Below are 24,074 nucleotides of genomic sequence, written 5' to 3'. Positions count from 1 at the left end.
ATCTTGCTAATTCGCTGAAAGAGTGATCAGGCAGCGATTGCGGCGGCGCCGGAGACGATTTCTGACAACTCTTTGGTGATGGCTGCCTGGCGGGTCTTGTTGTAAACCAGCTTCAGTTCACCAATCACATTGCCTGCATTGTCGGTGGCTGCCTTCATGGCGACCATGCGGGCGGCGTGCTCAGACGCCATGTTTTCAGCGACCGCCTGGAACACCAGTGCTTCCACGTAACGGACGATCAAGTCATCAATGACGGACTGCGCATCGGGCTCGTAAATGTAGTCCCAGCCGTGTTTTTCACCGCTGACCGCCTCGCTGGCACGCGTTTCCTCGTTCATTTGGCCGACCGAACGTGGCAGCAGTTGCTCCATGACCACTTCCTGCTTCATCGTGTTGACGAAGCGGGTGTAGGTCAGGTAGACCACTTTGAGCTCGCCGCGTGCGTAGGCATCCAGCAGCACCTTGACCGGGCCAATCAGGCGTTCAAGATGAGGACGATCACCCAACTGCGTCACATGCGCCACCACTTTGGCGCCCACGCGATTCAGGAACCCCAGGCCCTTGTTGCCAATGGCCACCGCCTGGGTGCTCATGCCTTCAGACTGCACCTCACGCAGCTTGTTGGTCACACCACGCAATACGTTGGTGTTCAAACCGCCGCACAGCCCCTTGTCCGTGGTCACCACGATCATGCCAACGACATTGGCGTCATTGATTTTCATGAACGGGTGCACGTACTCAGGATTGGCCTGACCCAGATGCGCCGCAATGTTGCGCACCTTTTCGGTGTACGGCCGTGCAGCGCGCATGCGTTCTTGGGCTTTACGCATCTTGGAGACGGAAATCATCTCCATGGCCTTGGTGATCTTCTTCGTGCTTTCGAAGTTTTTGATCTTGCCGCGTATTTCCTTGCCAGTTGCCATATCAGTCTCCTTCTGTTTGCGAGGTGACTTTAGGCAAACGACTTCTTGAATGCGGCAACGGCGGTGCTCAGTTCAGCTTCGGCGTCCTTGTCCATCGCGCGTGCAGCTTCCAGCTTGGCCAGCAAGGCAGCGTGTTTGTCTTTCAGGTAGCCATGCAAACCGTGCTCAAACGCCAGAACCTTGTTGACCGGGATGTCGTCTAGGAAGCCCTTGTTGACGGAGAACAGCGTCGCACCCATGATCGAAATGGGCTGTGGGCTGTACTGGGCTTGCTTGAGCAACTCGGTCACACGGGCACCACGGTCCAGCTGCTTGCGGGTCGCTTCGTCCAGGTCAGACGCAAACTGTGCAAACGCGGCCAGTTCGCGGTACTGCGCCAGGTCGGTACGGATACCGCCGGACAGGTTCTTGATCAGCTTGGTCTGTGCAGCACCACCGACGCGGGACACCGAGATACCGGCGTTGATCGCTGGGCGGATACCGGCGTTGAACAGAGAAGTTTCCAGGAAGATCTGGCCGTCGGTGATCGAGATCACGTTGGTCGGCACGAAGGCAGACACGTCACCGGCTTGCGTTTCAATGATCGGCAAAGCGGTCAAAGAACCAGTCTTGCCTTTGACTTCACCCTTGGTGAAGGCTTCAACGTAATCAGCGTTCACGCGAGCGGCACGCTCGAGCAGACGGCTGTGGAGGTAGAACACGTCGCCGGGGTAAGCTTCGCGGCCCGGAGGACGGCGCAACAACAGCGACACCTGACGATAAGCCACAGCTTGTTTGGACAAGTCGTCATAAACAATCAATGCGTCCTGACCACGGTCACGGAAGTACTCACCCATGGTGCAGCCAGAGTAGGCGGCTACATACTGCATCGCTGCCGACTCGGAAGCCGTAGCAGCGACCACAATGGTGTATTCCATCGCGCCAGCTTGTTCCAGTGAACGCACCACGTTTTTCACGCTGGAGGCTTTTTGGCCGATCGCAACGTAAACGCAGGTCATGTTCTGACCCTTCTGGTTGATGATGGCGTCAATCGCTACGGCGGTTTTGCCGGTCTGACGGTCACCAATGATCAACTCGCGCTGACCACGACCCACGGGCACCATGGAGTCAATGGACTTCAGACCGGTTTGCATCGGCTGGTCCACGGACTGACGAGCAATCACGCCCGGCGCCACTTTTTCGATCACGTCGGTCATCTTGGCGTTGATCGGGCCTTTGCCGTCGATCGGCTGACCCAGCGCGTTGACCACACGGCCTTTGAGCTCAGGGCCCACCGGCACTTCGAGAATACGGCCGGTGCACTTGACCGTGTCACCTTCCGAAATGTGTTCGTATTCACCCAAAATCACCGAGCCCACCGAATCACGCTCCAGATTGAGCGCCAAGCCATAGGTGGGCTGGCCGTCGGAGCCGGCGGGGAATTCAAGCATTTCGCCTTGCATCACGTCAGACAAGCCATGGATGCGGCAAATACCGTCCGTGACGGACACAACCGTGCCTTGATTGCGGATGTCTGCTACGGCGGACAGGCCCTCAATACGGCTCTTGATCAGTTCAGAAATTTCTGCGGGATTGAGTTGCATGACTCTTTCCTTCTTTCATTAAATGGGCTGACGGTTTGCGGCAAAGCCTCAAGCCGTTAAAGCCACTTTCATTTGTTCCAAACGGGCCTTGACGGATGTGTCAAGAACTTCGTCACCTATGACCACCCTGATGCCGCCGATCAGATCGGGCTGCAATTGCACAGACACGTTGAGCTTGCGGCCAAACCGCTGCTCAAGCACCTTGGCGGTTTCCGCAAGGGCGGCGCCATCGATCGGGAAGGCGCTGTACACCACAGCATCACTGGAGCCGCTTTTGGCATTGGCCAGCGCGCGAAATTGCGAGGCAATTTCAGGCAGGAAAGCCAGCCGGTTGTTCGCGATCACCGTACGCAGGAAATTCTGGGCATGCACGCTCAAAGCCGTTTTCATGACACCAGAAATCACGCCATACACCTGGTCCGATGTGGCTTTGGGACTGTCTGCAAACTGCAGCAACTGAGGCTCTGCGGCAACACAAGCCAGCTCATCAAGCCAGCCCAGGACCGTTTTGGCATCAGCACCACAAGCCTTGAACAGGGCTTCAGCGTAGGGACGTGCAATAGTGGCAAGTTCAGCCATGTTGTTCTCTTAGAGCTCGGTCTTCAAACGATTCAACAAGTCAGCATGGACGCCAGCGTTGACTTCCTTGCGCAAGATCTGCTCGGCACCTTTGACAGCCAGCGCGGCAACTTGCTCACGCAAAGCTTCGCGAGCCTTCACCGTTTGCTGCTCGGCTTCTGCCTTGGCAGCAGCAACAATTTTGCTGCCCTCTTCCGCGGCTTTGGCCTTGGCCTCTTCGATGATGCTCAAAGCACGACGCTCAGCATCTGCCAAACGACTGGCCGTCTCGGTGCGCGATTTGACCAACTCTTCTTCCACACGCCGGTTGGCAGATGAAAGTTCGGACTTGGCTTTGTCAGCAGCTGCGAGGCCGTCTGCGATTTTCTGTGCGCGGTCGTCGAGTGCCTTGGCTATCGGTGGCCACACGAGTTTCATCGTGAACATCACCAACAGGAAAAACACCGCCATCTGCGCGAAGAATGTTGCGTTAATACTCACAACAACACCTCTCTAGATCAGTGAAAGGCAAAGGACTTACTGCAACACAAACGGGTTGGCGAAGGCAAACATCATGGCGATACCGACACCAATCAGGAACGCAGCATCAATCAGACCAGCCAGCAGGAACATTTTGGTTTGCAGTTCGTTCATCAACTCGGGTTGGCGTGCGGCGGCTTCGAGGTATTTGCTACCCATGATGCCAATGCCGATACAAGCGCCGATAGCACCCAGACCAATGATCAAACCAGCGGCCAGTGCCACAAAACCGAGAACGTTTTCCATTTAAGAGCTCCTATGGATTCAAGTTGAAAAGAAAAAAGATAACGAAACCTACTGACAAATTGTTAGTGATGGTCGTGCGCTTGACCCACATACACCAGAGTCAACATCATGAAAATGAACGCTTGCAGCGTCACGATCAAAATGTGGAATATTGCCCAGCCGGTGCCTGCCAGCACATGACCGAACCAGAGAGCAATACCTGTGGCAGAGCCAAAACCAACCGCACCCATCAGCGCAATCAGCATGAACACCAGCTCGCCCGCATACATGTTGCCAAACAGTCGCATGCCGTGCGAGACCGTCTTGGCCGTGAATTCAATCAATTGCATCGCGACGTTCAGCACACCCAACGGAATGGCGAACAGGGGATTCTTACTGGTACCAAACGGCGCCGTGACCAACTCATGCACCCAACCGCCTGCACCCTTGATCTTGACGTTGTAGTAGAGACAGACCAACAAAACCGATGTCGACATGGCCAGCGTGGTGGACAAATCAGCCGTTGGCACCACCCGCATGTAAGCATGGTGCGGATCATGGCCTGCCGCAGCGTAAATCATCTCCCAAATCAGCGGAATCAGATCCACCGGCAAAAAGTCCATGGAATTCATCAAGAACACCCAGACAAAGACCGTCAGCGCCAAAGGACTCACAAACTTGCGCGACTCGGCGTTGTGAATGATGCCTTTGGCCTGGGTGTCAACCATCTCCAGCAGAATTTCGACCGCCGCCTGCATCCGCCCAGGCACCCCAGACGTGACGCTCTTGGCGACCCGCCACATGAAAAACATACCCAGACAACCCACCAGGACCGCCCAAAAAATGGAGTCCAGGTTGAACACGGACATGTCGATCACACCCGTTTGCTTGGACGATTGAAGATGGGTCAGGTGGTGACCAATGTATTCACCAGCGGTCGGGCCTTGTTGTGCAGCGTGTTCTTCAGTAGCCATCGGTCACTCTTACATCAGTTACTTTTGCCATGAGGCGTTAAAACCAGCACCGGCTTGCCTTTGCGTCTGAACGCCAACGCCAACCAATACACCTTGACGGTAACAACCAGACCAACCAGCATTGCCGGCCAGCTCAAACCTGCCACCAGACGATGGGCAGCAAAAAGAATGCCCAGCGTCACTACTATCTTGACCAGCTCCCACAAAAAGAAGCTCATCACCGCCGCACCCACGTTGACCCTGGCGAACTGGCTGGTCAACCCGCGAGCAAACACTGCCGCCGGAACCACCACCGCCATCACACCACACGCAACGGATTTGGCAACTCTTTCATCAAACCAGAGCCAGGCCACCATAACGACCAGCACACCCAACACGATTTGACCAGCCACCACCCACCAGGGTGATGTCGACGGGTTGGCCGCACGGATCGCTGCCGCCTGCTCAGGTGTCAGCGGGACAAAATCGTCCGGCTCGCCATCTGATTCAGAGCCCGGTGCTCCCGTAGGTGCTATTGTCGCCATTAAGATTACGATTACTTTACAGGCTCGGCTTTTGTCAGATAAGCCTTTGATTATAGGTAGAAACCCACCCGAATCGGCAGCCCGAACCGCCACACGACCATGACCAACCCGCCAGAACACTCCCCGTCCGATGCACCAGCCGCTTCGCTGATCACCTATCCGTGCCAGTTTCCGATCAAGGTGATGGGCATCAAACCCGACCAACTGGTCCCCGCCTTGACCCACATCGCCCAGCAGTTTGACCCCGGCTTTGACCCGGGCACCGTGGAGCTGCGCCCCAGCAAGGGTGGCAACTATCTCGGTGTGACCCTCACCGTCACCGCCACCAGCCGGGAGCAACTCGATGAGCTCTACCGCACCCTCTCGACCCACCCGATGGTCAAGGTGGTGCTGTAGCCGTGATGATGCAACCCCAATTCTTGGGTCGCGTGGCCTACCTGCCCACTTACGAGGCCATGCAGGCATTCACACTTGCGCGCACCGACACCACGCCGGATCAGCTCTGGGTGTGCGAGCACGATCCCGTTTACACCCAAGGTCTGGCGGGCAAAAAGGAGCACATTTTTAATCCGGGTGACGTCCCGGTGATCCAGACCAACCGTGGCGGCCAGGTCACCTACCACGGGCCGGGACAGGTGGTGGCCTACCCGCTGCTGGACCTCAAACGGGCCGGGTATTTTGTCAAGGAGTACGTCTATCGGATTGAAGAAGCGGTGATCCGTACGCTGCTGCACTTTGGCGTGACGGGGCACCGTGTGGCAGGCGCGCCAGGGATTTATGTGCGCCTGGATGACCCGGGCTCACACGCGATGCTGCCGCAGCGGCCCATGAAGCGGGCAACAGACACAGCAGAAGGTCATGAACACCCAGCCAATCCGACCAGATCGGCGCCTGTGCCCGACTTCACCGGCGTGGGCAAGATCGCGGCTTTGGGCATCAAGGTCAGCCGCAATTGCACCTACCACGGGGTGGCGCTGAACGTGGCGATGGACCTGGAACCCTACTCGCGTATCAACCCATGTGGCTACCAGGCGCTGCAAACCGTTGATCTTTCTACAATTGGCACCCACGTTTCCTGGCAAGAAGCGGCTGACGTTCTGGCCAACAAGCTGGCGACTTACCTGGCGCCCTGACAACCCGCACTGGCCGCGTCTCTGATTAACCGCGGCCCTGCCGACCCATCCAACACCCTATGACCACCCCCACCGACCACCCCACCGTGCGCGAGGCGCAATCCGCCGAGAACTACGACCCCACCGCCAAACAAAAGGCTGCGGCCAAGCTGTCGCGCATCCCGGTCAAGGTGGTGCAAGGCGAGATCTTGCGCAAACCCGAGTGGATTCGCGTCAAGGCCGGCAGCCCCAGCACCCGTTTCTACGAAATCAAGGACGTGTTGCGCAGCAACAAACTGGTCACCGTGTGTGAGGAAGCCAGTTGCCCCAACATCGGTGAATGTTTTGGCAAAGGCACGGCCACCTTCATGATCATGGGTGACAAGTGCACCCGGCGCTGCCCGTTTTGTGACGTGGGCCATGGCCGCCCCGACCCGCTGGATGTGAACGAACCCGTCAACCTGGCCAACACGATTGCCCAGCTCAAACTCAAGTACGTGGTGATCACCAGCGTGGACCGCGATGACCTGCGCGACGGTGGCGCCGGGCACTTTGTGGCCTGTATCGAGCAGATTCGCGCCAAATCACCACACACCCAGATCGAGGTACTGGTGCCCGACTTCCGGGGCCGCGATGACCGCGCACTGGAGATCTTGAAGGCCGCGCCGCCCGATGTGATGAACCACAACCTGGAAACCATCCCGCGCCTCTACCGCGAGGCCCGCCCCGGCTCGGACTACCAGTTCAGCCTGAACCTGCTCAAAAAGTTCAAGGCCCTGTTCCCTGACGTGCCCACCAAGAGCGGCATCATGGTTGGCCTGGGCGAAACCGACGAGGAAATCCTGCAGACCATGCAGGACATGCGTGACCATGGCATCAACATGCTGACCATCGGCCAGTACCTCGCGCCCAGTACCAGCCACCTGACGGTCAAACGTTATGTGCATCCGGACGTGTTCAAGATGTTCAAAACCAAAGCGTACGAGATGGGCTTCAGCCACGCCGCAGTCGGCGCCATGGTGCGTTCCAGCTACCATGCCGACCAGCAGGCCGGGCACGCGATGGCCAGCCTCTGAGGAACTACCAATTTTTATAGCTAACCACCCTTTATAGACAAGGGCTAGAGGCCAATTTTATGCCTCACACAAACGCTCCCCAGGGACTCTGGCTCGACCTCGCCTCGCTGGCGCAGCGTGCGAGTGCCGCGGTGTATGGCCGGGCGCTGGACCTGTACCGCAACCAGAAGGTGCAAAGCCTGAGCATCACCCCCGTCCAGAAACACTGGCTGCTGGAGGGCGAGGTGCAAGGCAGCCAGCACGAGCCCTACCAGGTGGAGGTGGAACTCAGCCTGGGCGCAGGCGGCCAGCTGCGCAGCTGGGACAGCGACTGCACCTGCCCTGTGGGTTACCAGTGCAAACACGCGGTGGCGCTGATGATCAAGGCGGCCTACCGGGGCAAACTGCTGCTGGAAAACAGCAACAGCGCCGATACCGCCAGCACCCCGGAACAACGCGAAGCCCAGCGCCTGGCCGATGTGGCACGCCATCAGGCGGCCGAACAACTGGAGGCCGACAACCAGCTGATCCGCTGGCTGGGTGAACTGTCCCGCACCGCCAGCCATACCACCAGTGCGCTGCCGACACTGCCCAAACCCAGCCGCTCCGGTGCCCCGGCAGAGCGACCCGAGCAGTTTTTGTACCTGCTGTCCGTCCTCAACCCGCAAGGCCCGAGCCCGCAACTGAGCCTGGAGGTGGTCATCGCCTACCCCAAGGTCAGCGGTGGCTGGTCACGCGCCAAGGCGATGAAGTTCCAGCCCGAGCGCGGCCAGCCGATTTACGACCAGGCCAGCGACACCGACCACGATGTGCTGCAGCTCATGCGTGCCATGCCGGGCAGCTCGATCCAGTACTACTACAGCTACAGCGCCCGCAACAAAATCACGCCCGAGGGCAAATACGGTCTGCAGATTCTGGAAAAAACCGCCAGCACCGGCCGCCTGTATGTGCTGGTGCCCCCCAGCCAGCCCGGCACACCGGTGTTATGGGGCGAGCCACTCACCCTGACCTGGGAGTGGTTTGAGGTGGGCCAGAACATCAACCACCGCGCGGGCTGGGCCCTGCGCGCCAAACTCGGCGACGGCCAGGCCAAGCTGTGCCTGAACAACCCGCCGCTGTACCTGGACAGTGTCAATGGTCGCTGCGGCCTGGTGGACCTGCAAGGCATGAGCCTGGGCCAGATTGCGGTGTTGCTCAAAACCCCGCCGCTCAAAGCCGAGTCGCTCAAAAAGTACCAGCCTGAGTTGATGGCTCAGCTTGGCCCGGTGCCACCGCCGCCGGTGCTGGAGCAACTGCCTAGGCTGAAAAACATCACCCCAAAAGCCTGCCTGTACCTGCAAGCAGTGCCGCCAGACCTGGTGCGTGTTGAGGGCCTGATGCTGATGCACCTGAGTTTTGACTACGCCGGTTACCGAGGCTGGTGGGTGGGCCAGGGCAACACCGTGCTGGTGGACGGCCCGCAAGGCCGCGTCATGCTGCAGCGCGACCCCCAAAGTGAGCTGGAAGCCATCGTGCGCCTGCGCGACTGGGGTTTTGCCAGCCAGGGCCACGGTGGTTTTGGTATTCCCGGCAATACATCACAACAGCGCTGGCTGCAATTGGTCGACAGCGACTACGCGCCGCTGCGCGAGGCAGGGTTCGAGATCACGCTCGACGAGAGCTTGAACCACTGGATCAGCCACGCCAGCGCCCTGGATGTGGACATACAAGCGCAGGGTGACGACGAGGCCACCTCACCCTGGTTTGACCTGAGCTTGGGCATGGAGATCAACGGCCAGCGCCACAACATCCTGCCACTGCTGCCCACCTTGATCAGCACCGCCGCTTTGAGCCCGCGGGATGCCACCACCGGCCTGCCCGATCTGCCGCCCTTTGTTTACCTGCCCAAGCCCGAAGGCGGCTTCATCCGCCTGCCGACCGACAACCTCAAACCCTGGCTTGGCGCGCTGCTGGAGCTGGTGGGGGACAACACCCACGACTTCACGGGTGAGAGCCTCAAACTCTCGCGCCTGGACGCGATGCGCACCACCGCCGCGCTGGGCGAAGGCGCGGTGTGGGACGGCGCCCAACAGCTGCGCGAGCTGGTACAACGCTTGAGCGGCCGCACTGAGTTGCCGCAGGTGAGCATCCCGGCCAGCGTACAAGCCACGCTGCGCCCCTATCAGCAGCAGGGCGTGAACTGGTTGCAGTTTTTGCGCACGTACGGCCTGGCGGGCATCCTGGCCGACGACATGGGCCTGGGCAAAACCCTGCAAACCCTGGCCCACATCCAGATCGAAAAAGACGCTGGCCGCCTGACTGCCCCCGCGCTGATCATTGCGCCGGTGAGCCTGATGGGCAACTGGCGCCGCGAGGCCGAGCGCTTTTGCCCCGGCCTGCGTTGCCTGGTGATCCACGGTGCGGACCGCCACGAGGTCAGTGGCAGCACCCATGAGCACGACATCGTTATCGCCCCGTATTCGCTGCTGCCGCGTGACCGCGAAGGCTGGTTACAAGGCCAATGGCACCTGGTGGTGCTGGACGAGGCGCAGAACATCAAAAACGCCGCCACCCAGGCCGCCCAGGTGGTGGCCGAACTGAGCACCCGGCACCGGCTGTGCCTCTCAGGCACACCGATGGAAAACAACCTGGGTGAGTTATGGAGCCTGTTCCACTTCTTGATGCCGGGGTCTCTGGGCAGCCAGAAACGTTTTACCGAGCTGTTTCGCCACCCGATCGAAAAACAGGGTGACCCCGAGGCACTGCAGCAATTACGCGCGCGCGTCACCCCGTTCATGCTGCGCCGCACCAAGGCGCTGGTGGCACATGAGTTGCCGCCCAAGGTCGAGACCGTGATGCGCGTGGAGCTGGCTGGAAAACAGGCCGACCTGTACGAAACCATCCGCCTCGGCATGGAGAAAACCGTGCGCGAGGCGCTGAGTACCAAGGGTTTGGCCAAGTCACAAATCACCATCCTGGACGCGCTGCTGAAATTACGTCAGGTCTGCTGCGACCCGCACTTGCTCAAGCTCGACGCCGCCAAAAAAGTCAAAACCTCAGCCAAACTTGAGCAGCTGATGGAGTTGCTGCCCGAGATGCTGGCCGAGGGGCGGCGCATTTTGCTGTTCTCGCAGTTCACCAGCATGCTGACCCTGATCGAAGCGGAACTCAAAAAGCGGGATCTGAAGTGGGTCAAACTCACCGGCCAGAGCCAGAAGCGCGACGAGATCATCAGCCAGTTCACCAACGGCGCGGTGCCGCTGTTTTTAATCAGCTTGAAAGCCGGTGGCACCGGCCTGAACCTGCCCCAGGCCGACACCGTGATCCATTTTGATCCCTGGTGGAACCCGGCGGTGGAAGCCCAGGCCACCGACCGCGCCCACCGCATCGGCCAGACGCAAAGTGTGTGGGTTGTCAAACTGGTGGCCCAAGGCACCATCGAGGAACGCATCCTGGCGCTGCAAGAGCGCAAAGCCTCACTGGCCGACAGCATGTACAGCGGCTCGGTGGGGCGCAAACAGCCGCTGTTTAGCGAGAGTGATTTGGCGGAGTTGCTTAAGCCGCTGTCGGGCTGAAGACGCAATTTCAGTTGGCCGCTGACAGACTTCCAGATAAAAGCCGCGGCAATTCGACGTGTCACCGAGGCGCTGTTGCCTGGACGTCGTCTACCTCTCTGGGTGATGACCGATGAAAGCGGGGCGAATGCTTCCGCGGCTGTCCCCCGCCCACTGGCGTGGGCTCCTCCTTGATGCCGCTGCACCATTCACCCCACTCTCATCGGTCGCCAGCGGTGTGGGCGGGCCCGGTATGAATTCCTCAATCGTCGCACCATGTTGGCTGACTCAGGACGGCGTGGCATTCAGCGTAGCGGCATCAAGGAGGAGGCCCGCAGGGCCGGGGGACAGCCGCGGAGCTGAGTGCCGCGTCGTCCTGAGTCCTGGCGTACCCAGATCCCCACAACGCCACCTGACCGAGCAAAGGCATGCGTTTGACCGTCTGCATCCCTGCCTGACATGTCAGCCCAAAAAAAACGGCGAGTCAAAAACTCGCCGGATTCTTCAAATGCACCCCCCGCAGTACGCCCGGGGGTCAATCAACACTTACTCGTGCGCCAGTTCCCAACGGTCGGGCGAGCGCCACAAACGCGAGCGCAGCAACTCGCGCTCAAAAGTGAACTCTTTGGGCAGACGGTCGCGGAAGCGGTCGAACAGTTCCTCGTGGGCGTGCGCTTCGGCAGTACCAGCTTCGCGGCCCACAGCCATCAGGTCGTAGAACTTGTCCTGGGGGAAGTCCAGGCCGGTCCAGTCGATGTCTTCAAAGCGCGGCATCCAGCCAATCGGGCTTTCCACGGCACTGCCTTGACCATGCACGCGCCCGGCAATCCACTTCAGCACCCGCAGGTTGTCACCAAAACCAGGCCAGATGAACTTGCCGGCATCATCCTTGCGGAACCAGTTGACTCGGAAGATGCGTGGTGGGTTGCTGACGTTGCGCCCCACATTGAGCCAATGGGTGAAGTAGTCGGCCATGTTGTAGCCACAGAACGGCAGCATGGCCATCGGGTCACGCCGCGTGGCCACCACACCAATGGCGGCCGCCGTGGCTTCCGAGCCCATGGTGGCGGCCAGGTAAACGCCGTGCGCCCAGTTGAAGGACTGGAACACCAGCGGCATTTCCTTGCTGGCACGGCCACCAAAGATGAAGGCGGCCACGGGCACCCCGGCGGGGTTTTCCCAGTCGGGGTCAATCGAGGGGCATTGGCTGGCAGGCGCGGTGAAGCGTGAGTTGGCATGCGCCGCCGGGCGGCCACAGCCAGGGGTCCAGTCTTTGCCTTGCCAGTCGATGCAATGGGTCGGTGGCTCGCCGTCCATGCCTTCCCACCACACATCACCGTCGTCGGTCAGTGCCACGTTGGAGAAGATCGAGTTCTTCGTCATGGTCAACATGGCGTTGGCGTTGGACGAGTAGTTGGTGCCCGGGGCCACGCCAAAGAAACCGGCCTCAGGGTTGATGGCGCGCAGGGTGCCGTCAGGGCCTTTTTTGATCCAGGCGATGTCGTCACCCACGGTGGTGACCTTCCATCCTTCCATGCCCTTGGGTGGGCGCAGCATGGCCAGGTTGGTCTTGCCACACGCGCTGGGGAACGCCGCGGCGATATAGGTTTTTTTGCCTTCAGGGGACTCCAGGCCTGAGATCAGCATGTGCTCGGCCAGCCAGCCTTCCTTGCGGGCGATGGCCGAGGCAATACGCAGGGCCAGGCATTTTTTGCCCAGCAGCGCGTTGCCACCGTAACCCGAGCCATACGACCAGATCTCGGTGGTGTCGGGGAAATGGGCAATGTACTTTTTGGCGATATCGGGCTCACACGGCCAGGTCGAGTCTTTTTGACCCGGAGCCAGCGGTGCGCCGACCGAGTGCATACACGGGATGAAGGCGCCGTTGCCCAGCACGTCCAACACCTGGGCGCCCATACGCGTCATGATGCGCATATTGGCCACCACATAGGCGCTGTCGCTGATTTGCACGCCAATCTTGGCAATCGGCGAGCCCAGCGGCCCCATGCTGAACGGGATCACATACATGGTGCGCCCGGTCATGCAGTTGGTGAAGACATTCTTCAGCGTCGCACGCATCTCAGCCGGGTCAGCCCAGTTGTTGGTGGGGCCAGCTTCGTCTTTGGTGGCGGAGCAGATGAAGGTGCGCTCTTCGACACGGGCCACATCCGAGGGATGGGTGCGGGCGAGGAAGCTGTTGGGGCGTTTGTCGGGATTGAGACGGATGAAGGTGCCTGCGGCCACCATCTCCTCACACAAACGGTCGTACTCCTCTTGCGAACCATCACACCACACCACGCGGTCAGGTTTGCACAGTTCGGCCATCTCACTGACCCAAGTCAGAAGTTTCTCGTTGCTCACATTTGCCGGGTAACCGACGGGCTTGCCACTCATTGAACGACTCCTTGCAGTTAAAAAACTTTGACGGTGGTCCTGGCGCACAAACCCTGGTTCGGCTTCAGGTCACGGACGATTGATGACGGTAATGAATAATTAACTATTATCCCGATAACATTATCTTGATACAAGTCAACCACTTGGTACTGTACGGATTTGCGCTGAATCAAAAGGATGGCAATCAAGCCCGCCAAAGCTAGCACTTTTTCATGTCAGGAAATAGCGCCCGGCCTGACACAACAACGGCCCTGCTGAACGACAGACAGCAGGGCGGTGCCATGCCCTTGATGCCCGCCCAAAAACCACCACATTGGCGCTGCAGACAACCAGCCACGTGGTGGGCTGCATGGGTGACGGCATCAACGATGCGCTGCACGCGGCCGATGCGGGCAGCGCGGTGGCTACCGCGGTGGACGTGGTCAAGAAGAAGTTTGATGCGCGGCTGGGGCATGCCCAGCGGTCATGGCGGGGATGGCGAGCGCAGCGCACGCCGCGCCACTACGCTGGTCTGGCAAACCCAGCTTCCACCCACCTCAGCGCGCTGGCTCGGTTGAGCTTGAAAGCGGGTGCTACGCGCACTTGCGCCAGCAGTTCGTCACCGTCGTCCGTGGCGCTCAACACAGCCCAGGGGTGGTCGTCATCGGGCGTGATGTCCAGGCGCACGGTGACACGTTCGACGCCGTGCGTCACCGTGATGCTTTGGTGCAGCGTGGCGTGCAACTGCTGCTCGCTGCGACGCACAAATTCACGGGCGGTTTTGAGCAGGGTGCTGAAGGCGTTGCCGTCCAGCGGCTTCGGGTTCTTTTTGTCGCGGCCCATGGTCCACGGGCCGATCAACGCGGGCTCGGCCGCGCCGTCGGGCGTCATGGCCACGGCCCAGCCGTCGTCATCTTCATTCTTGATGACCTGAGCGGTCCAGCCGTCGTGGCGCCACAGGCGGGGTTCTTGGATTTTGTCGGGTAAGTCAGTCACGGGTGGCGATCAAGGGGTGGCAACACCCGGGAGCCGGGCATTTGGACGCCGCATACTAACCCCGAAGTGGGCTGCCAGCGGCAGTGGCCCGTGCGGCCACCATGCCCCGGAGCGCGACGATGGGCTTACCGGCGACCGATCTGGTTGCCAATCACACCACCCACTGCGGCACCACCCACCGTGCCAACAGAACTGCCACCGGTGAGCACCGCACCCGCCACAGCGCCAATGCCTGCGCCAGAAATCACGTTGCGGTCACGGTGCGACAGGTTGGCACAGCCACCCAGCGCGAGTAAAACCGACAAGCCAACGACGCTTGTCACGGATTTGACGGAAGCTTTCATGCTGAGACCTCTTTTTAGTGTTGTGAAGGTGGTCATCATCCCAGAGCCGTTTGGTGGTTTGATGTCCGGGTGTTTCCAGATGTTTCGCCACCAGGGTTTAAAAACACATTCCAACAATTGAGCAAGCCACGCCGACCTGTCCCTATCATCGACCCCCTTGACCCTGCAACCCGGACCTGCCCGATGACCACCCGCCAAGCGCTGGATGCGCGCGCCTCTTCCCTGATGCTGCTGTTGTGCCTGCTGTGGGGCGTGCAGCAAGTGGTGCTGAAAGCCACCGCCCACAACATTGCGCCCATCATGCAGATTGGTCTGCGCTCCGGGGTGGCGGCGCTGCTGGTGGGGCTGTTCATGGGGTGGCGCAAGGAACGCATGTCCATCACCGACGGCACCTTGCCCGCGGGCCTGTGGGTGGGTGGTTTGTTTGCGCTGGAATTTTTGCTGGTGGGTGAAGGGCTGCGCCACACCTCAGCGTCGCATGCGGTGGTGTTTTTGTACACCGCACCCATTTTTGCGGCGTTGGGCCTGCACGTAAAACTGCCCGCCGAGCGGCTCAACGGGGTGCAGTGGCTGGGTATTGGCCTGGCTTTTGCGGGCATCGTGCTGACCTTTTTTGGCCGCCAGCAAGCCGCCAGCGGGACCGGACCGACAACGGATGCGCTGTGGGGCGACGCGCTGGCGTTGCTGGCAGGCATGGCATGGGCCGCCACCACGGTGGTCGTGCGCTGCTCGCGCCTGGCCAGCGCGTCGGCTTCACAAACCTTGCTCTACCAACTGGTTGGCGCGTTTGTGCTGCTGATGCTGGCCGCGCTGGCTTTGGGGCAAACCGGTATCCACTTCACACCCATGGTCTGGGCCAGCCTGGTGTTTCAGTCGGTGATCGTGTCGTTTGCCAGCTTTTTGGCCTGGTTCTGGTTGCTGCGGCATTACCTGGCTTCACGGCTGGGGGTGTTTTCCTTTTTGACACCGCTGTTTGGCATGGGGTTTGGTGTGTGGCTGCTGGGTGAGCCGCTGGAGCCCAGTTTTGTGATGGGCGCGCTGTTGGTGCTGGCAGGTGTGATGCTGGTGAGTTTGCGCGGTGGACCACGGCGGCCCGATCAAGCACGTGCCGGGGCGTAAACTGCCAGCCCATTGCAACCTGACCCGACCTGCTTATGAACACCCTACCTGCCTTGCCCTGTTACCTCAACGGTGAATTCACCACCCTGCCCAACGCCAAGATCAGCGTGATGGACCGCGGCTTCATCTTTGGCGACGGCGTGTACGAGGTGGTGCCGGTGTACGCCGGGAAGTTGTTCCGCTTTGAGCAGCACATGGCCCGGCTGGAGCGCAGCCTGAAAGAGCTGCGCATCCACAACCCCTTCACACGCGCCCAATGGGCTGACATAGCCGCCAGATTGATCACTGACTACGACGCTTACGCAGGATCTGGCGAGCCCAGTGGCGATCAACTGATCTACATCCAGATCAGCCGTGGCGTGGCCATGCGCGACCATGTGATGCCCGAGGGCCTCACCCCTACCGTGTTTGTGTTGACCAACGGCATGAAGCCGCCCAGCGCAGCGCAACGCGACCAAGGCGTGGCCTGTGTCACCGCCGACGACTTCCGCTGGGAAAAGGCGCACATCAAGGCCACCAGCCTGCTGGGTGCGGTGTTTGCGCGCCAGATCAGCTTTGACGTGGGCGCCATCGAAACCATCATGTTCCGCGACGGTTTTTTGAGCGAAGCCGCCGCCTGCAATGTCTGGGTGGTGAAAAACGGCCGGGTTCTGGGCACGCCCAAGGACAACCTGGTGCTCGAAGGCATCCGTTATGGCCTGATCGAAGACATCTGCCAGGCCCAAGGCATTCCGTTTGAGCTGCGGCGCATCAGCCGCGCCGAGGTGCTGGCCGCAGATGAATTGCTGTTGTCGTCGGCCACCAAGGAGGTGCTGCCCGTGACCTTGCTGGACGGTCAGCCCGTGGGCAATGGCCTGCCCGGTCCGGTGTATGCCAAGCTCTACGCAGGTTACCAGCAGGCCAAGGCGCTGGCACAGGCGGTTGCGCCCACCTGAGCGCTGAAAAAAAACACGCCACCACCCGTGTTTTCCGCAATCAAAGAGCCCCCCGCGCAAGGGTAAACTGCCACTTTCGTCCCGACAGCCCTTTCCTGTCACTTTTTTCAATCCTCTGGAGCGACCCATGAAACTGAAATTCCTTGCAGCCGCCGTTGTGGCCTCTGCCGCGCTCGTTGGCACCGCCAGCGCGCAACAGTTTTTCCGCATCGGCACTGGCGGCACCGCTGGCACCTATTACCCCGTGGGCGGCATGATCGCCAACGCGGTGTCGCAGCCCGGCAAGATCATCGCCACCGCGCAAGCCAGCAACGGCTCGCTGGCGAATGTGACGGGTGTGGCCGGTGGCGCCATGGAAGCAGGTTTCAGCCAGTCGGACGTGGCCACCTGGGCGCAAACCGGCACCGGCATTTTTGAAGGCAAGCCCAAGATCACCGGTCTGCGCATGATTGCCAACCTGTACCCCGAGAGCATCCACGTGGTGGTGAAAAAAGGCGCCGGCCTCAAGAGCATTGCCGACCTGAAAGGCAAACGTGTGGCGCTGGACGAACCCGGCTCCGGCACGCTGATCAACGCCCGCCTGGTGCTGGCGGCCTACGGCATCAAAGAGTCTGATATCAAGCCCGAGTACATCAAGCCCAATCAGGCTGGCGACAAGATGAAAGACGGCGCGCTCGACGCCTTCTTCTTCACCGGTGGCGCCCCGGCCGGCGCGATTGCCGAGTTGGCCACCGCCGGTGGCGGTATCGAGTTGCTGCCGATTGACGGCCCACAAGCGGAGAGCCTGCGCAAATCTAGCAGCTTCTTTGCGGTGGATTCGATCCCGGCCGACACCTACAAGGGTGTGCCCGCCGTGAAAACCCTGGCGCTGGGTGCCCAACTGGTGACCAGCGACAAGGTGGACACCGAAACCGTGTACCAGATCACCAAGGCGCTGTACTCTGAGGCTGCCCAGAAAACCCTGGCCGCTGGCCATGCCAAGGGCAAATACATCACGCTGCAAAACGCTGTGCAAGGCGTGGGCATTCCGTACCACCCGGGTGCCGAGAAGTTCTACAAAGAAGCCGGTGTGCTGAAATAATTTTCAGCCAACACGGATTGAACCAGGGCGGGCGGAACAGGTTTTCCGCCCGTTGTCGTTTTGGAAGCCACCAGAAAAACAAGCATGAGCCAAGCCACCACCCTGCCCGATGACAAGCAACTCCTGGCCATGGAGGAAAAATTCGATCCCGAGATGCGGTTTCGCCCCTCGGTGCCGCCCGCCACGGTGTTGATCAAGTGGCTGCTGATTCTGCTCAGCTGTTTTCACTACTACACCGCCGGGTTTGGCCTGCTGCGCGAAACCACGCACCGCGGCGTGCACCTGGCGTTTGTGCTGGGGCTGATCTTTTTGGTGTTTTCCGCCAGCAAGGCCACTGAACACCGTCAGGTGCATAACCGCCTGGCCACGCCGGGCGGCATTCCGCTGTACGACTGGGTGCTAGGCATATGCGTGGCCGCTGCGGTGCTGTACATCCCCTACACCTTTGACGACCTGGCGTTTCGGATCGGCAACCCGGACACCTATGACGTGCTGTTTGGCAGCATGTTATTTGTGGCGCTGCTGGAGGCCACGCGGCGCAGCATGGGCTGGCCGCTGCCGGTGATTGCGCTGAGTTTCACCGCTTATTCGCTGTTTGGTCAGCATTTTCCAGGGCTGTTGCAGCACGCCGGGGCCAGCTGGAGCCAGTTCATCAACCACCAGTACCTCACCAGCCAGGGCATCTACGGCGTGGCGGTCGGGGTGGTGGCCACCTACGTGTTTCACTTTGTGCTGTTTGGCGTGATGGCCACCCGCATCGGGCTGGGGCAACTGTTTCTGGACATTGCGTCGAGCGTCGCCGGGCGTTACGCCGGTGGCCCGGCCAAGGTGAGTGTGTTTGGCTCGGCCATGTTTGGCATGTTGTCAGGTTCCTCCGTGGCCAATGCGGTCACGGTCGGGTCGCTCACCATTCCGGCGATGATCCGCGTCGGTTACAAGCGCGAATTTGCCGGGGCCGTGGAAGCGGCCGCCTCCACCGGCGGTCAGATCACGCCGCCGGTGCTGGGTGCCGCGGCGTTTTTGATGATCGAATTCCTGGGCCTGCCTTACCAGACCATCATCACCGCCGCCATCGTGCCGGCCTTCATGCACTTCTTTGGCGTGTTCATGCAGGTGCACTTTGAGGCCAAACGCTACGGCCTGCGCGGGCTGACCGAGGAAGAAATGCCCAAGCTGCGCCAGAGCCTGAAGATGCGCTGGCCCACCCTGATCCCGCTGTTTTTGCTGATCAGCATCCTGGTCAGCGGGCGCACGCCGTATCTGGCGGCGTTTGTTGGCATCACCTCGTGTGCCATCGTCGGCCTGACCACCTCGGTGCGCGGCAACACACCCAAAAACTGGGGCCTGATGGTGGTATTGCACCTGGCGCTGATGGGCATTGCCTTCACCAACCTGGACGAGATGGTCAAGCTGAGCATCTTTGCAGGCAGCGTGTTGGTGACGTGGGTGATGATGCGCGTGCTCAAAATCCGCGGCCGGATTGAACCGTCCGTGCTGGTGGAAGCCTTTGAGACCGGTGCCAAATACGCGCTGGCCGTGGGTGCGGCAGCAGCCACGGTGGGCATCGTGATCGGTGTCGTCACGCTGACTGGCGTGGGCTTCAAGATCAGCTTCATCATCACCGGCGCGGCGCAGGCCATTGCCGGAGGCTTGGCCACCATCATCCCCAGCTACCTGGTCGCCTTCCAGTCACTCACCCTGCTGGCCGCGCTGGTGATGACGGCGGGTGTCTGTATTTTGATGGGCGCCGGGATTCCCACCACCGCCAACTACATCATCATGGTGACGGTGGCCGCGCCCACGCTGGTGCAGCTGGGCGTGGAGCCGCTGGTGGCGCACTTCTTTGTGTTTTATTACGGTGTGCTGGCCGACATCACGCCGCCGGTGGCGCTGGCGGCTTATGCGGCGGCGGGTATGGCGGGCAGCGACCCGTTCAAGACCGGCAACACCGCGTTCCGACTGGGCATTGCCAAGGCGCTGGTGCCATTTGTGTTTGTGTTCTCGCCGTCACTGATCCTGGTGGCCAAAGGCTTCACCTGGTATGACTTCAGCGTGACCTTTATCGGCTGTGTGCTGGGCATCACCTTCCTGGCCATGGCGTTCTCCAAGTTCTTCCTGGTCGAGATGAAACGCTGGGAGCAGGCGCTGTGTATTGCCGCCGCGCTGCTGATGGTGGCACCCAGCCTGACCGCGACCTTGATCGGCGTGGCGATGGTGGTGCCAGTGGTGTTGCGCCAGCTCAAGAGTTGGCGCGAGTCGCCCTTGGCCAGTGGCACATAAAAATCAGGCGGCAGCCCTTTGGCACAAAGGGCTGCCCGCTATTTTTTGAGTCAACTCGCCCAGACTGGGCACGCACGTTGGTACCCAGCCTGCGCCCGGTAGCGTCATAGGCCAGGCCACGGCCAGAGAAAACCCGGCGAGGCCCTTGAATTTGCCGGGATCGCCCACAACTGCTACCCCGCTTGCGTGCCAGCCGCCCGGCGTGCTGGTTTTTTTAATGCTTTGAGAACACCGCTAACCCCATGAGCAAACAAACCCTTTCCTTCCAGGCCGAAGTGGCGCAACTGCTGCACCTGGTCACCCACTCGCTGTACTCCAACAAGGAAATTTTCCTGCGCGAGCTGGTCTCCAACGCGTCCGACGCCTGCGACAAGCTGCGTTTTGAAGCCATCAACAACACCGCGTTGTACGAGTCCGATTCCGAACTCAAGGTCAAGGTCACCTTTGACAAGGACGCCAAAACGCTGACCATCACCGACAACGGCATCGGCATGAGCGAGATCGAAGCGGTGGAGCATCTGGGCACCATCGCCAAGAGCGGCACCAAAGACTTCATGAGCAAGCTCACCGGTGATCAGAAGGCCAATGCTTCCCAGCAAGGCCAGCTGATCGGCCAGTTTGGCGTGGGCTTTTACTCGGGCTTCATCGTGGCGGACAAGATCACGGTGGAATCACGCCGCGCCGGGCTGCCCGCTGCCGAAGGTGTGCGCTGGGTCAGCGGTGGCGCTGGCAACTTCGAGGTGGAGCCGATGGAGCGCGCCGAGCGTGGCACCAGCGTGATCCTGCACCTGCGTGACGACGCATTGGAATACGCCAGCGCCTGGAAGATCAAGAGCATCATCAACAAGTACTCCGACCACATCAGCCTGCCCATCTTGATGGAAAAGGAAGAGTGGAAAGACGGCGAGCTGATCAACCCATCGGACGAAAACGGTGGCCGCCAACCCGGTGGCATGGTCAAGACCGGCGAGTGGGAAACCGTCAACAAGGCCAACGCCATCTGGTCGCGCGCCAAAAAAGACATCACGTCCGACGAGTACAACGAGTTTTACAAACAGATCAGCCACGACGCCGAGGCGCCGCTGGCCTACACCCACAACCGCGTGGAAGGCAGCACCGAGTACACCCAGCTGCTGTACATCCCCGGCAAAGCGCCGTTTGACCTGTACAACCGCGAAAAATCGGCGGGCGTCAAGCTCTACGTCAAGCGCGTTTTCATCATGGACGACGCCGACAACCTGATGCCGACCTACCTGCGCTTCGTCAAAGGCGTGGTCGATTCATCCGACCTGCCGCTGAACGTGAGCCGCGAGTTGCTTCAGGAAAGCCGCGACGTGAAAGCCATCCGCGAAGGCTGCACCAAACGTGTGCTGGGCATGCTGGAAGACCTGGCCAAACACGACAAGCTGCCCGAAGCTGCTGCGTCTGCCGATGGCGTGACCGATGTGCAAACTGCCGAAGAAAAAGCCGAGGCTGAAGCCAACGCGGGCAAGTACACCAAGTTCTACAAGGAATTTGGCGCCGTGCTCAAAGAAGGCCTGGGCGAAGACTTTGGCAACAAGGAGCGCATTGCCAAGCTGCTGCGTTTTGCCAGCAGCACCACCGACACCGTGTCGGTGAGTTTTGCCGACTACAAGGCGCGCATGAAAGAGGGCCAGGAGGCCATTTACTACATCACCGCCGACACCCTGGCCGCCGCCAAGAACAGCCCGCAACTGGAAGTGTTCAAGAAGAAGGGCATTGAAGTGCTGCTGATGACCGACCGCGTGGACGAGTGGGCGCTGAACTACCTGTACGAGTTTGACGGCACGCCGCTGCAAAGCGTGGCCAAGGGCGCGGTGGACCTGGGCAAACTGCAAGACGAAACCGAGAAAAAAGCCGCCGAAGAAGCCGCTGAAGCCTTCAAACCGCTGCTGGCCAAGCTCAAGGAAGCCCTGAAAGACAAGGCCGAAGACGTGCGCGTGACCACCCGTCTGGTCGATTCGCCCGCTTGCCTGGTGGTGCAAGAGCACGGCATGAGCACCCAGCTGGCCCGCATGTTGAAGCAAGCTGGCCAGACCGCACCGGAAACCAAGCCAGTACTGGAAGTCAATGCCGAACACGCGCTGGTGAAAAAGCTCGAGGGCTCGGTGCACTTCAACGATCTGGCCCACATCCTGTTCGACCAGGCGCTGCTGGCCGAAGGCGGCCTGCCGGAAGACCCGGCGGCATATGTGAAGCGGGTGAATGCGCTGCTGGCGTGATTGACGAGAGACATCAGCCTCTCAGCGAGGTGGCTGATAGCGATTGAAGAGTTCGCTCTTCCATCAGCCCAGCCCCGCCGGTCACTGACTGGCGGGGCTTTTTTTTGCCGTGCCTCACGACGACGGGGTCAACGCCTGACCCACAACAGCTCATCCACCCCCAGCGGCTCCAACTCGCGCTGCTGTTGCGCCAGCACCGCCAGCGTGGCCTCAGAGGCGTCCTGACCTTGTGTTTGGCGGCTGCTGATGCGTTGGCGCAGCTGCTCCGGGGTGGCCTGCGGCGCCAGGATGGCAAAGCCAGCGCCAACGTCCTGCGCCAGCGCATGAAACGCATCGCGGTCGGTGCGCCGCAGAAAGGTGGCGTCCACGATCACCGACCAGCCCGCACGCAGCCAGCTGGCCGCCACCTCGCGCAGGTGGGCGTAGGTGAGTGCGTGCGCCTCGGGGGTGTAGATGCCCGCATTCACGCCCGCGCCGGTGCGCGCGTTGGGGGCTAGGCCGAACAGGCGCTTGCGCTGCACGTCAGCACGCAGGCGCAGCGTGGGCGGCTGGGTATCGCTTTGCAGCCAGCGGTCGGTGAGCCAGGTTTTGCCGCAGCCCGCCAGCCCGTGGGTGAGGGTGAGTTGCAGCGGCTGGGGCGCGACCAGGCGCTCGGCCAGCGCGATGTCGGCCAGCACCTCGGCCGTGTCGGTGTGTCTCTGGTTGGCGCGGATGGCCGCCACCTTGGCGCGCACCAGGCAGCGGTACACCGCGTAAAAACGCAGCAGCAGCGCGGCCTGATCGTCGCCGCTGTGGCTGATCACTTGGTCGGCGAACCAGTTGGCCAGCCCCGGCTGGGCGTGCTCCAGCAGGTCGATGTAGGTGAAGGCGATGTCGCTGGTCACGTCGATCCAACGCAGGTCTTCGTTGAATTCGAGGCAGTCAAACAGGCGCACCCGGCCATGGATCAGCACCAGGTTGGCCAGGTGCAGGTCACCGTGGCATTCGCGCACCCGGCCATCACGCTTGCGCGTGCGCAACAGGGGCGCCAGCTGGGTGAATTGCGATTGGGTCCAGGCTTCCAGCCGGGCCAGTCGCAGCGCCACCTCGTCACCCGCGTTGGGGTGCAGCATGCGTTGCAGGTCGGTGACGTTGTCCAGCATGGGCGCGAGCACCTGCGCGGGTTCGCCAAAACGTGAATCGGGCGGCGCACTGGCGGCTGCGGCGTGGAAAGCGGCCAGCGTGGCGGCCAGATCGGACAGATGCGCCGGGCGCAGCTCGCCGCGCTGGCAGACGCGGTCCAGCCGCCCGGCCTCATCAAAGCGGCGCATGCGCACCGCGTAGTCGATCACCTCGCCTGCCGCACCCGCCGTCGCCCATTGCGGACCCTGCGGCGTGCCAAGCAGCGGCAACACGTCCAGATAAATCTCAGGCGCCAGGCGGCGGTTCAGCCGCAACTCATCCAGACAAGCCTGATGCCGCAGGGCAAGCGTGCTGAAGTCCAGAAAAGGCAGCTTGACCGGCTTTTTAAGCTTGTAGGCAAAGTCCCCGGCCAGCAACACCCAGGAGATGTGGGTCTCGACCAGCTCGACCCGCGCCACCTCGCCCGGGTAGCGCTGCGGCGCCAGCAGGGCGGTGATCATGGGCGGCTGGGTGGGCTTCATGCCAGACATGATGCCAGAGCCAGCGCCCGGCGG

At 60.9% G+C, this 24,074-nt stretch carries 20 protein-coding genes; 9 read left to right on the top strand and 11 right to left on the bottom strand.

The features are described 5' to 3' along the window. Window positions 1-26 precede the first annotated feature (26 nt). The 7 genes from atpG to LHU53_RS10140 all read right to left on the bottom strand — a co-directional run bounded on the left by atpG (window position 27) and on the right by LHU53_RS10140 (window position 5,420). Complete coding sequence (gene atpG, locus LHU53_RS10170) at window positions 27-923, bottom strand: F0F1 ATP synthase subunit gamma (protein ID WP_227332537.1); 897 nt, start codon at window positions 921-923, stop codon at window positions 27-29. A gap of 29 nt (window positions 924-952) precedes the next feature. Further along, complete coding sequence (gene atpA / locus LHU53_RS10165) at window positions 953-2,506, bottom strand: F0F1 ATP synthase subunit alpha (protein WP_227332536.1); 1,554 nt, start codon at window positions 2,504-2,506, stop codon at window positions 953-955. 48 nt (window positions 2,507-2,554) lie between these two features. Beyond that, a complete protein-coding gene (locus LHU53_RS10160; RefSeq protein WP_227332535.1) occupies window positions 2,555-3,085 on the bottom strand; it encodes a F0F1 ATP synthase subunit delta in 531 nt (176 codons plus the stop codon). Between the two features lie 9 nt (window positions 3,086-3,094). Beyond that, on the bottom strand, window positions 3,095-3,565 hold the full coding sequence (locus LHU53_RS10155; protein ID WP_227332534.1) for a F0F1 ATP synthase subunit B: 471 nt from the start codon (window positions 3,563-3,565) through the stop codon (window positions 3,095-3,097). A 36-nt stretch (window positions 3,566-3,601) separates the two neighbouring features. Further along, entirely contained in the window at window positions 3,602-3,850 is a 249-nt protein-coding gene (gene atpE / locus LHU53_RS10150) for a F0F1 ATP synthase subunit C (RefSeq protein WP_227332533.1), read from the bottom strand. Between the two features lie 62 nt (window positions 3,851-3,912). Continuing rightward, window positions 3,913-4,803: a F0F1 ATP synthase subunit A gene (atpB, locus tag LHU53_RS10145; protein WP_227332532.1), complete on the bottom strand. Its 891-nt coding sequence runs from the start codon at window positions 4,801-4,803 to the stop codon at window positions 3,913-3,915. A 14-nt stretch (window positions 4,804-4,817) separates the two neighbouring features. Further along, window positions 4,818-5,420, bottom strand: a complete 603-nt coding sequence (locus LHU53_RS10140) for an ATP synthase subunit I (RefSeq protein ID WP_227332531.1) — start codon at window positions 5,418-5,420, stop codon at window positions 4,818-4,820. Between the two features lie 6 nt (window positions 5,421-5,426). Between LHU53_RS10140 and LHU53_RS10135 the strand changes: the two genes are divergently transcribed. The 4 genes from LHU53_RS10135 to LHU53_RS10120 are packed head-to-tail and all read left to right on the top strand — an operon-like array spanning window position 5,427 to window position 11,048. Next, a complete protein-coding gene (locus tag LHU53_RS10135) occupies window positions 5,427-5,723 on the top strand; it encodes a YbeD family protein (RefSeq protein ID WP_227332530.1) in 297 nt (98 codons plus the stop codon). 8 nt (window positions 5,724-5,731) lie between these two features. Beyond that, entirely contained in the window at window positions 5,732-6,460 is a 729-nt protein-coding gene (gene lipB / locus LHU53_RS10130) for a lipoyl(octanoyl) transferase LipB (protein ID WP_227332529.1), read from the top strand. A 59-nt stretch (window positions 6,461-6,519) separates the two neighbouring features. Then, window positions 6,520-7,515 (top strand): lipoyl synthase, encoded by a 996-nt coding sequence (gene lipA / locus LHU53_RS10125; protein WP_227332528.1) that lies wholly within the window; start codon window positions 6,520-6,522, stop codon window positions 7,513-7,515. Between the two features lie 59 nt (window positions 7,516-7,574). Beyond that, complete coding sequence (locus LHU53_RS10120) at window positions 7,575-11,048, top strand: DEAD/DEAH box helicase (protein WP_227332527.1); 3,474 nt, start codon at window positions 7,575-7,577, stop codon at window positions 11,046-11,048. A gap of 525 nt (window positions 11,049-11,573) precedes the next feature. Here the strand turns inward: LHU53_RS10120 and LHU53_RS10115 are convergent. The 3 genes from LHU53_RS10115 to LHU53_RS10105 form a co-directional block, all read right to left on the bottom strand. After that, a complete protein-coding gene (locus LHU53_RS10115) occupies window positions 11,574-13,421 on the bottom strand; it encodes a phosphoenolpyruvate carboxykinase (GTP) (RefSeq protein ID WP_227332526.1) in 1,848 nt (615 codons plus the stop codon). A 501-nt stretch (window positions 13,422-13,922) separates the two neighbouring features. Continuing rightward, window positions 13,923-14,396, bottom strand: coding sequence for a hypothetical protein (locus LHU53_RS10110; protein ID WP_227332525.1), 474 nt, complete (start codon window positions 14,394-14,396; stop codon window positions 13,923-13,925). 125 nt (window positions 14,397-14,521) lie between these two features. Then, a complete protein-coding gene (locus LHU53_RS10105) occupies window positions 14,522-14,740 on the bottom strand; it encodes a glycine zipper 2TM domain-containing protein (protein ID WP_227332524.1) in 219 nt (72 codons plus the stop codon). Between the two features lie 183 nt (window positions 14,741-14,923). Between LHU53_RS10105 and LHU53_RS10100 the strand changes: the two genes are divergently transcribed. From LHU53_RS10100 to htpG, 5 genes are all read left to right on the top strand, one after another. Further along, window positions 14,924-15,859 (top strand): DMT family transporter, encoded by a 936-nt coding sequence (locus LHU53_RS10100; protein ID WP_227332523.1) that lies wholly within the window; start codon window positions 14,924-14,926, stop codon window positions 15,857-15,859. A gap of 35 nt (window positions 15,860-15,894) precedes the next feature. After that, a complete protein-coding gene (locus tag LHU53_RS10095; RefSeq protein WP_227332522.1) occupies window positions 15,895-16,794 on the top strand; it encodes a D-amino acid aminotransferase in 900 nt (299 codons plus the stop codon). A gap of 127 nt (window positions 16,795-16,921) precedes the next feature. Continuing rightward, window positions 16,922-17,875 carry a TAXI family TRAP transporter solute-binding subunit gene (locus LHU53_RS10090; protein WP_227332521.1) on the top strand — a complete coding sequence of 318 codons (954 nt, stop codon included), beginning with the start codon at window positions 16,922-16,924 and terminating at the stop codon, window positions 17,873-17,875. Window positions 17,876-17,959: 84 nt separating this feature from the next. Further along, window positions 17,960-20,155 carry a TRAP transporter permease gene (locus LHU53_RS10085; protein WP_227332520.1) on the top strand — a complete coding sequence of 732 codons (2,196 nt, stop codon included), beginning with the start codon at window positions 17,960-17,962 and terminating at the stop codon, window positions 20,153-20,155. 242 nt (window positions 20,156-20,397) lie between these two features. Then, window positions 20,398-22,398, top strand: a complete 2,001-nt coding sequence (htpG, locus tag LHU53_RS10080; protein WP_227332519.1) for a molecular chaperone HtpG — start codon at window positions 20,398-20,400, stop codon at window positions 22,396-22,398. Window positions 22,399-22,526: 128 nt separating this feature from the next. On the opposite strand, the gene LHU53_RS10075 is transcribed toward htpG, so the two are convergent. Further along, window positions 22,527-24,041, bottom strand: coding sequence for a bifunctional aminoglycoside phosphotransferase/ATP-binding protein (locus tag LHU53_RS10075; protein ID WP_227332518.1), 1,515 nt, complete (start codon window positions 24,039-24,041; stop codon window positions 22,527-22,529). Window positions 24,042-24,074 lie beyond the last annotated feature (33 nt).

The sequence above is a fragment of the Rhodoferax sp. U2-2l genome, from assembly GCF_020594515.1.
GTDB lineage: Bacteria > Pseudomonadota > Gammaproteobacteria > Burkholderiales > Burkholderiaceae_C > Rhodoferax.
This window is presented reverse-complemented; position numbering and strand designations above follow the sequence as displayed.

Coding starts and splice junctions, on each gene's coding strand:
- atpG (WP_227332537.1), bottom strand. CDS start 923: ATGGCAACTGGCAAGGAAATACGCGGCAAGATCAAAAACTTCGAAAGC.
- atpA (WP_227332536.1), bottom strand. CDS start 2,506: ATGCAACTCAATCCCGCAGAAATTTCTGAACTGATCAAGAGCCGTATT.
- LHU53_RS10160 (WP_227332535.1), bottom strand. CDS start 3,085: ATGGCTGAACTTGCCACTATTGCACGTCCCTACGCTGAAGCCCTGTTC.
- atpE (WP_227332533.1), bottom strand. CDS start 3,850: ATGGAAAACGTTCTCGGTTTTGTGGCACTGGCCGCTGGTTTGATCATT.
- atpB (WP_227332532.1), bottom strand. CDS start 4,803: ATGGCTACTGAAGAACACGCTGCACAACAAGGCCCGACCGCTGGTGAA.
- LHU53_RS10135 (WP_227332530.1), top strand. CDS start 5,427: ATGACCAACCCGCCAGAACACTCCCCGTCCGATGCACCAGCCGCTTCG.
- lipB (WP_227332529.1), top strand. CDS start 5,732: ATGCAACCCCAATTCTTGGGTCGCGTGGCCTACCTGCCCACTTACGAG.
- lipA (WP_227332528.1), top strand. CDS start 6,520: ATGACCACCCCCACCGACCACCCCACCGTGCGCGAGGCGCAATCCGCC.
- LHU53_RS10120 (WP_227332527.1), top strand. CDS start 7,575: ATGCCTCACACAAACGCTCCCCAGGGACTCTGGCTCGACCTCGCCTCG.
- LHU53_RS10115 (WP_227332526.1), bottom strand. CDS start 13,421: ATGAGTGGCAAGCCCGTCGGTTACCCGGCAAATGTGAGCAACGAGAAA.
- LHU53_RS10105 (WP_227332524.1), bottom strand. CDS start 14,740: ATGAAAGCTTCCGTCAAATCCGTGACAAGCGTCGTTGGCTTGTCGGTT.
- LHU53_RS10100 (WP_227332523.1), top strand. CDS start 14,924: ATGACCACCCGCCAAGCGCTGGATGCGCGCGCCTCTTCCCTGATGCTG.
- LHU53_RS10095 (WP_227332522.1), top strand. CDS start 15,895: ATGAACACCCTACCTGCCTTGCCCTGTTACCTCAACGGTGAATTCACC.
- LHU53_RS10090 (WP_227332521.1), top strand. CDS start 16,922: ATGAAACTGAAATTCCTTGCAGCCGCCGTTGTGGCCTCTGCCGCGCTC.
- LHU53_RS10085 (WP_227332520.1), top strand. CDS start 17,960: ATGAGCCAAGCCACCACCCTGCCCGATGACAAGCAACTCCTGGCCATG.
- htpG (WP_227332519.1), top strand. CDS start 20,398: ATGAGCAAACAAACCCTTTCCTTCCAGGCCGAAGTGGCGCAACTGCTG.
- LHU53_RS10075 (WP_227332518.1), bottom strand. CDS start 24,041: ATGAAGCCCACCCAGCCGCCCATGATCACCGCCCTGCTGGCGCCGCAG.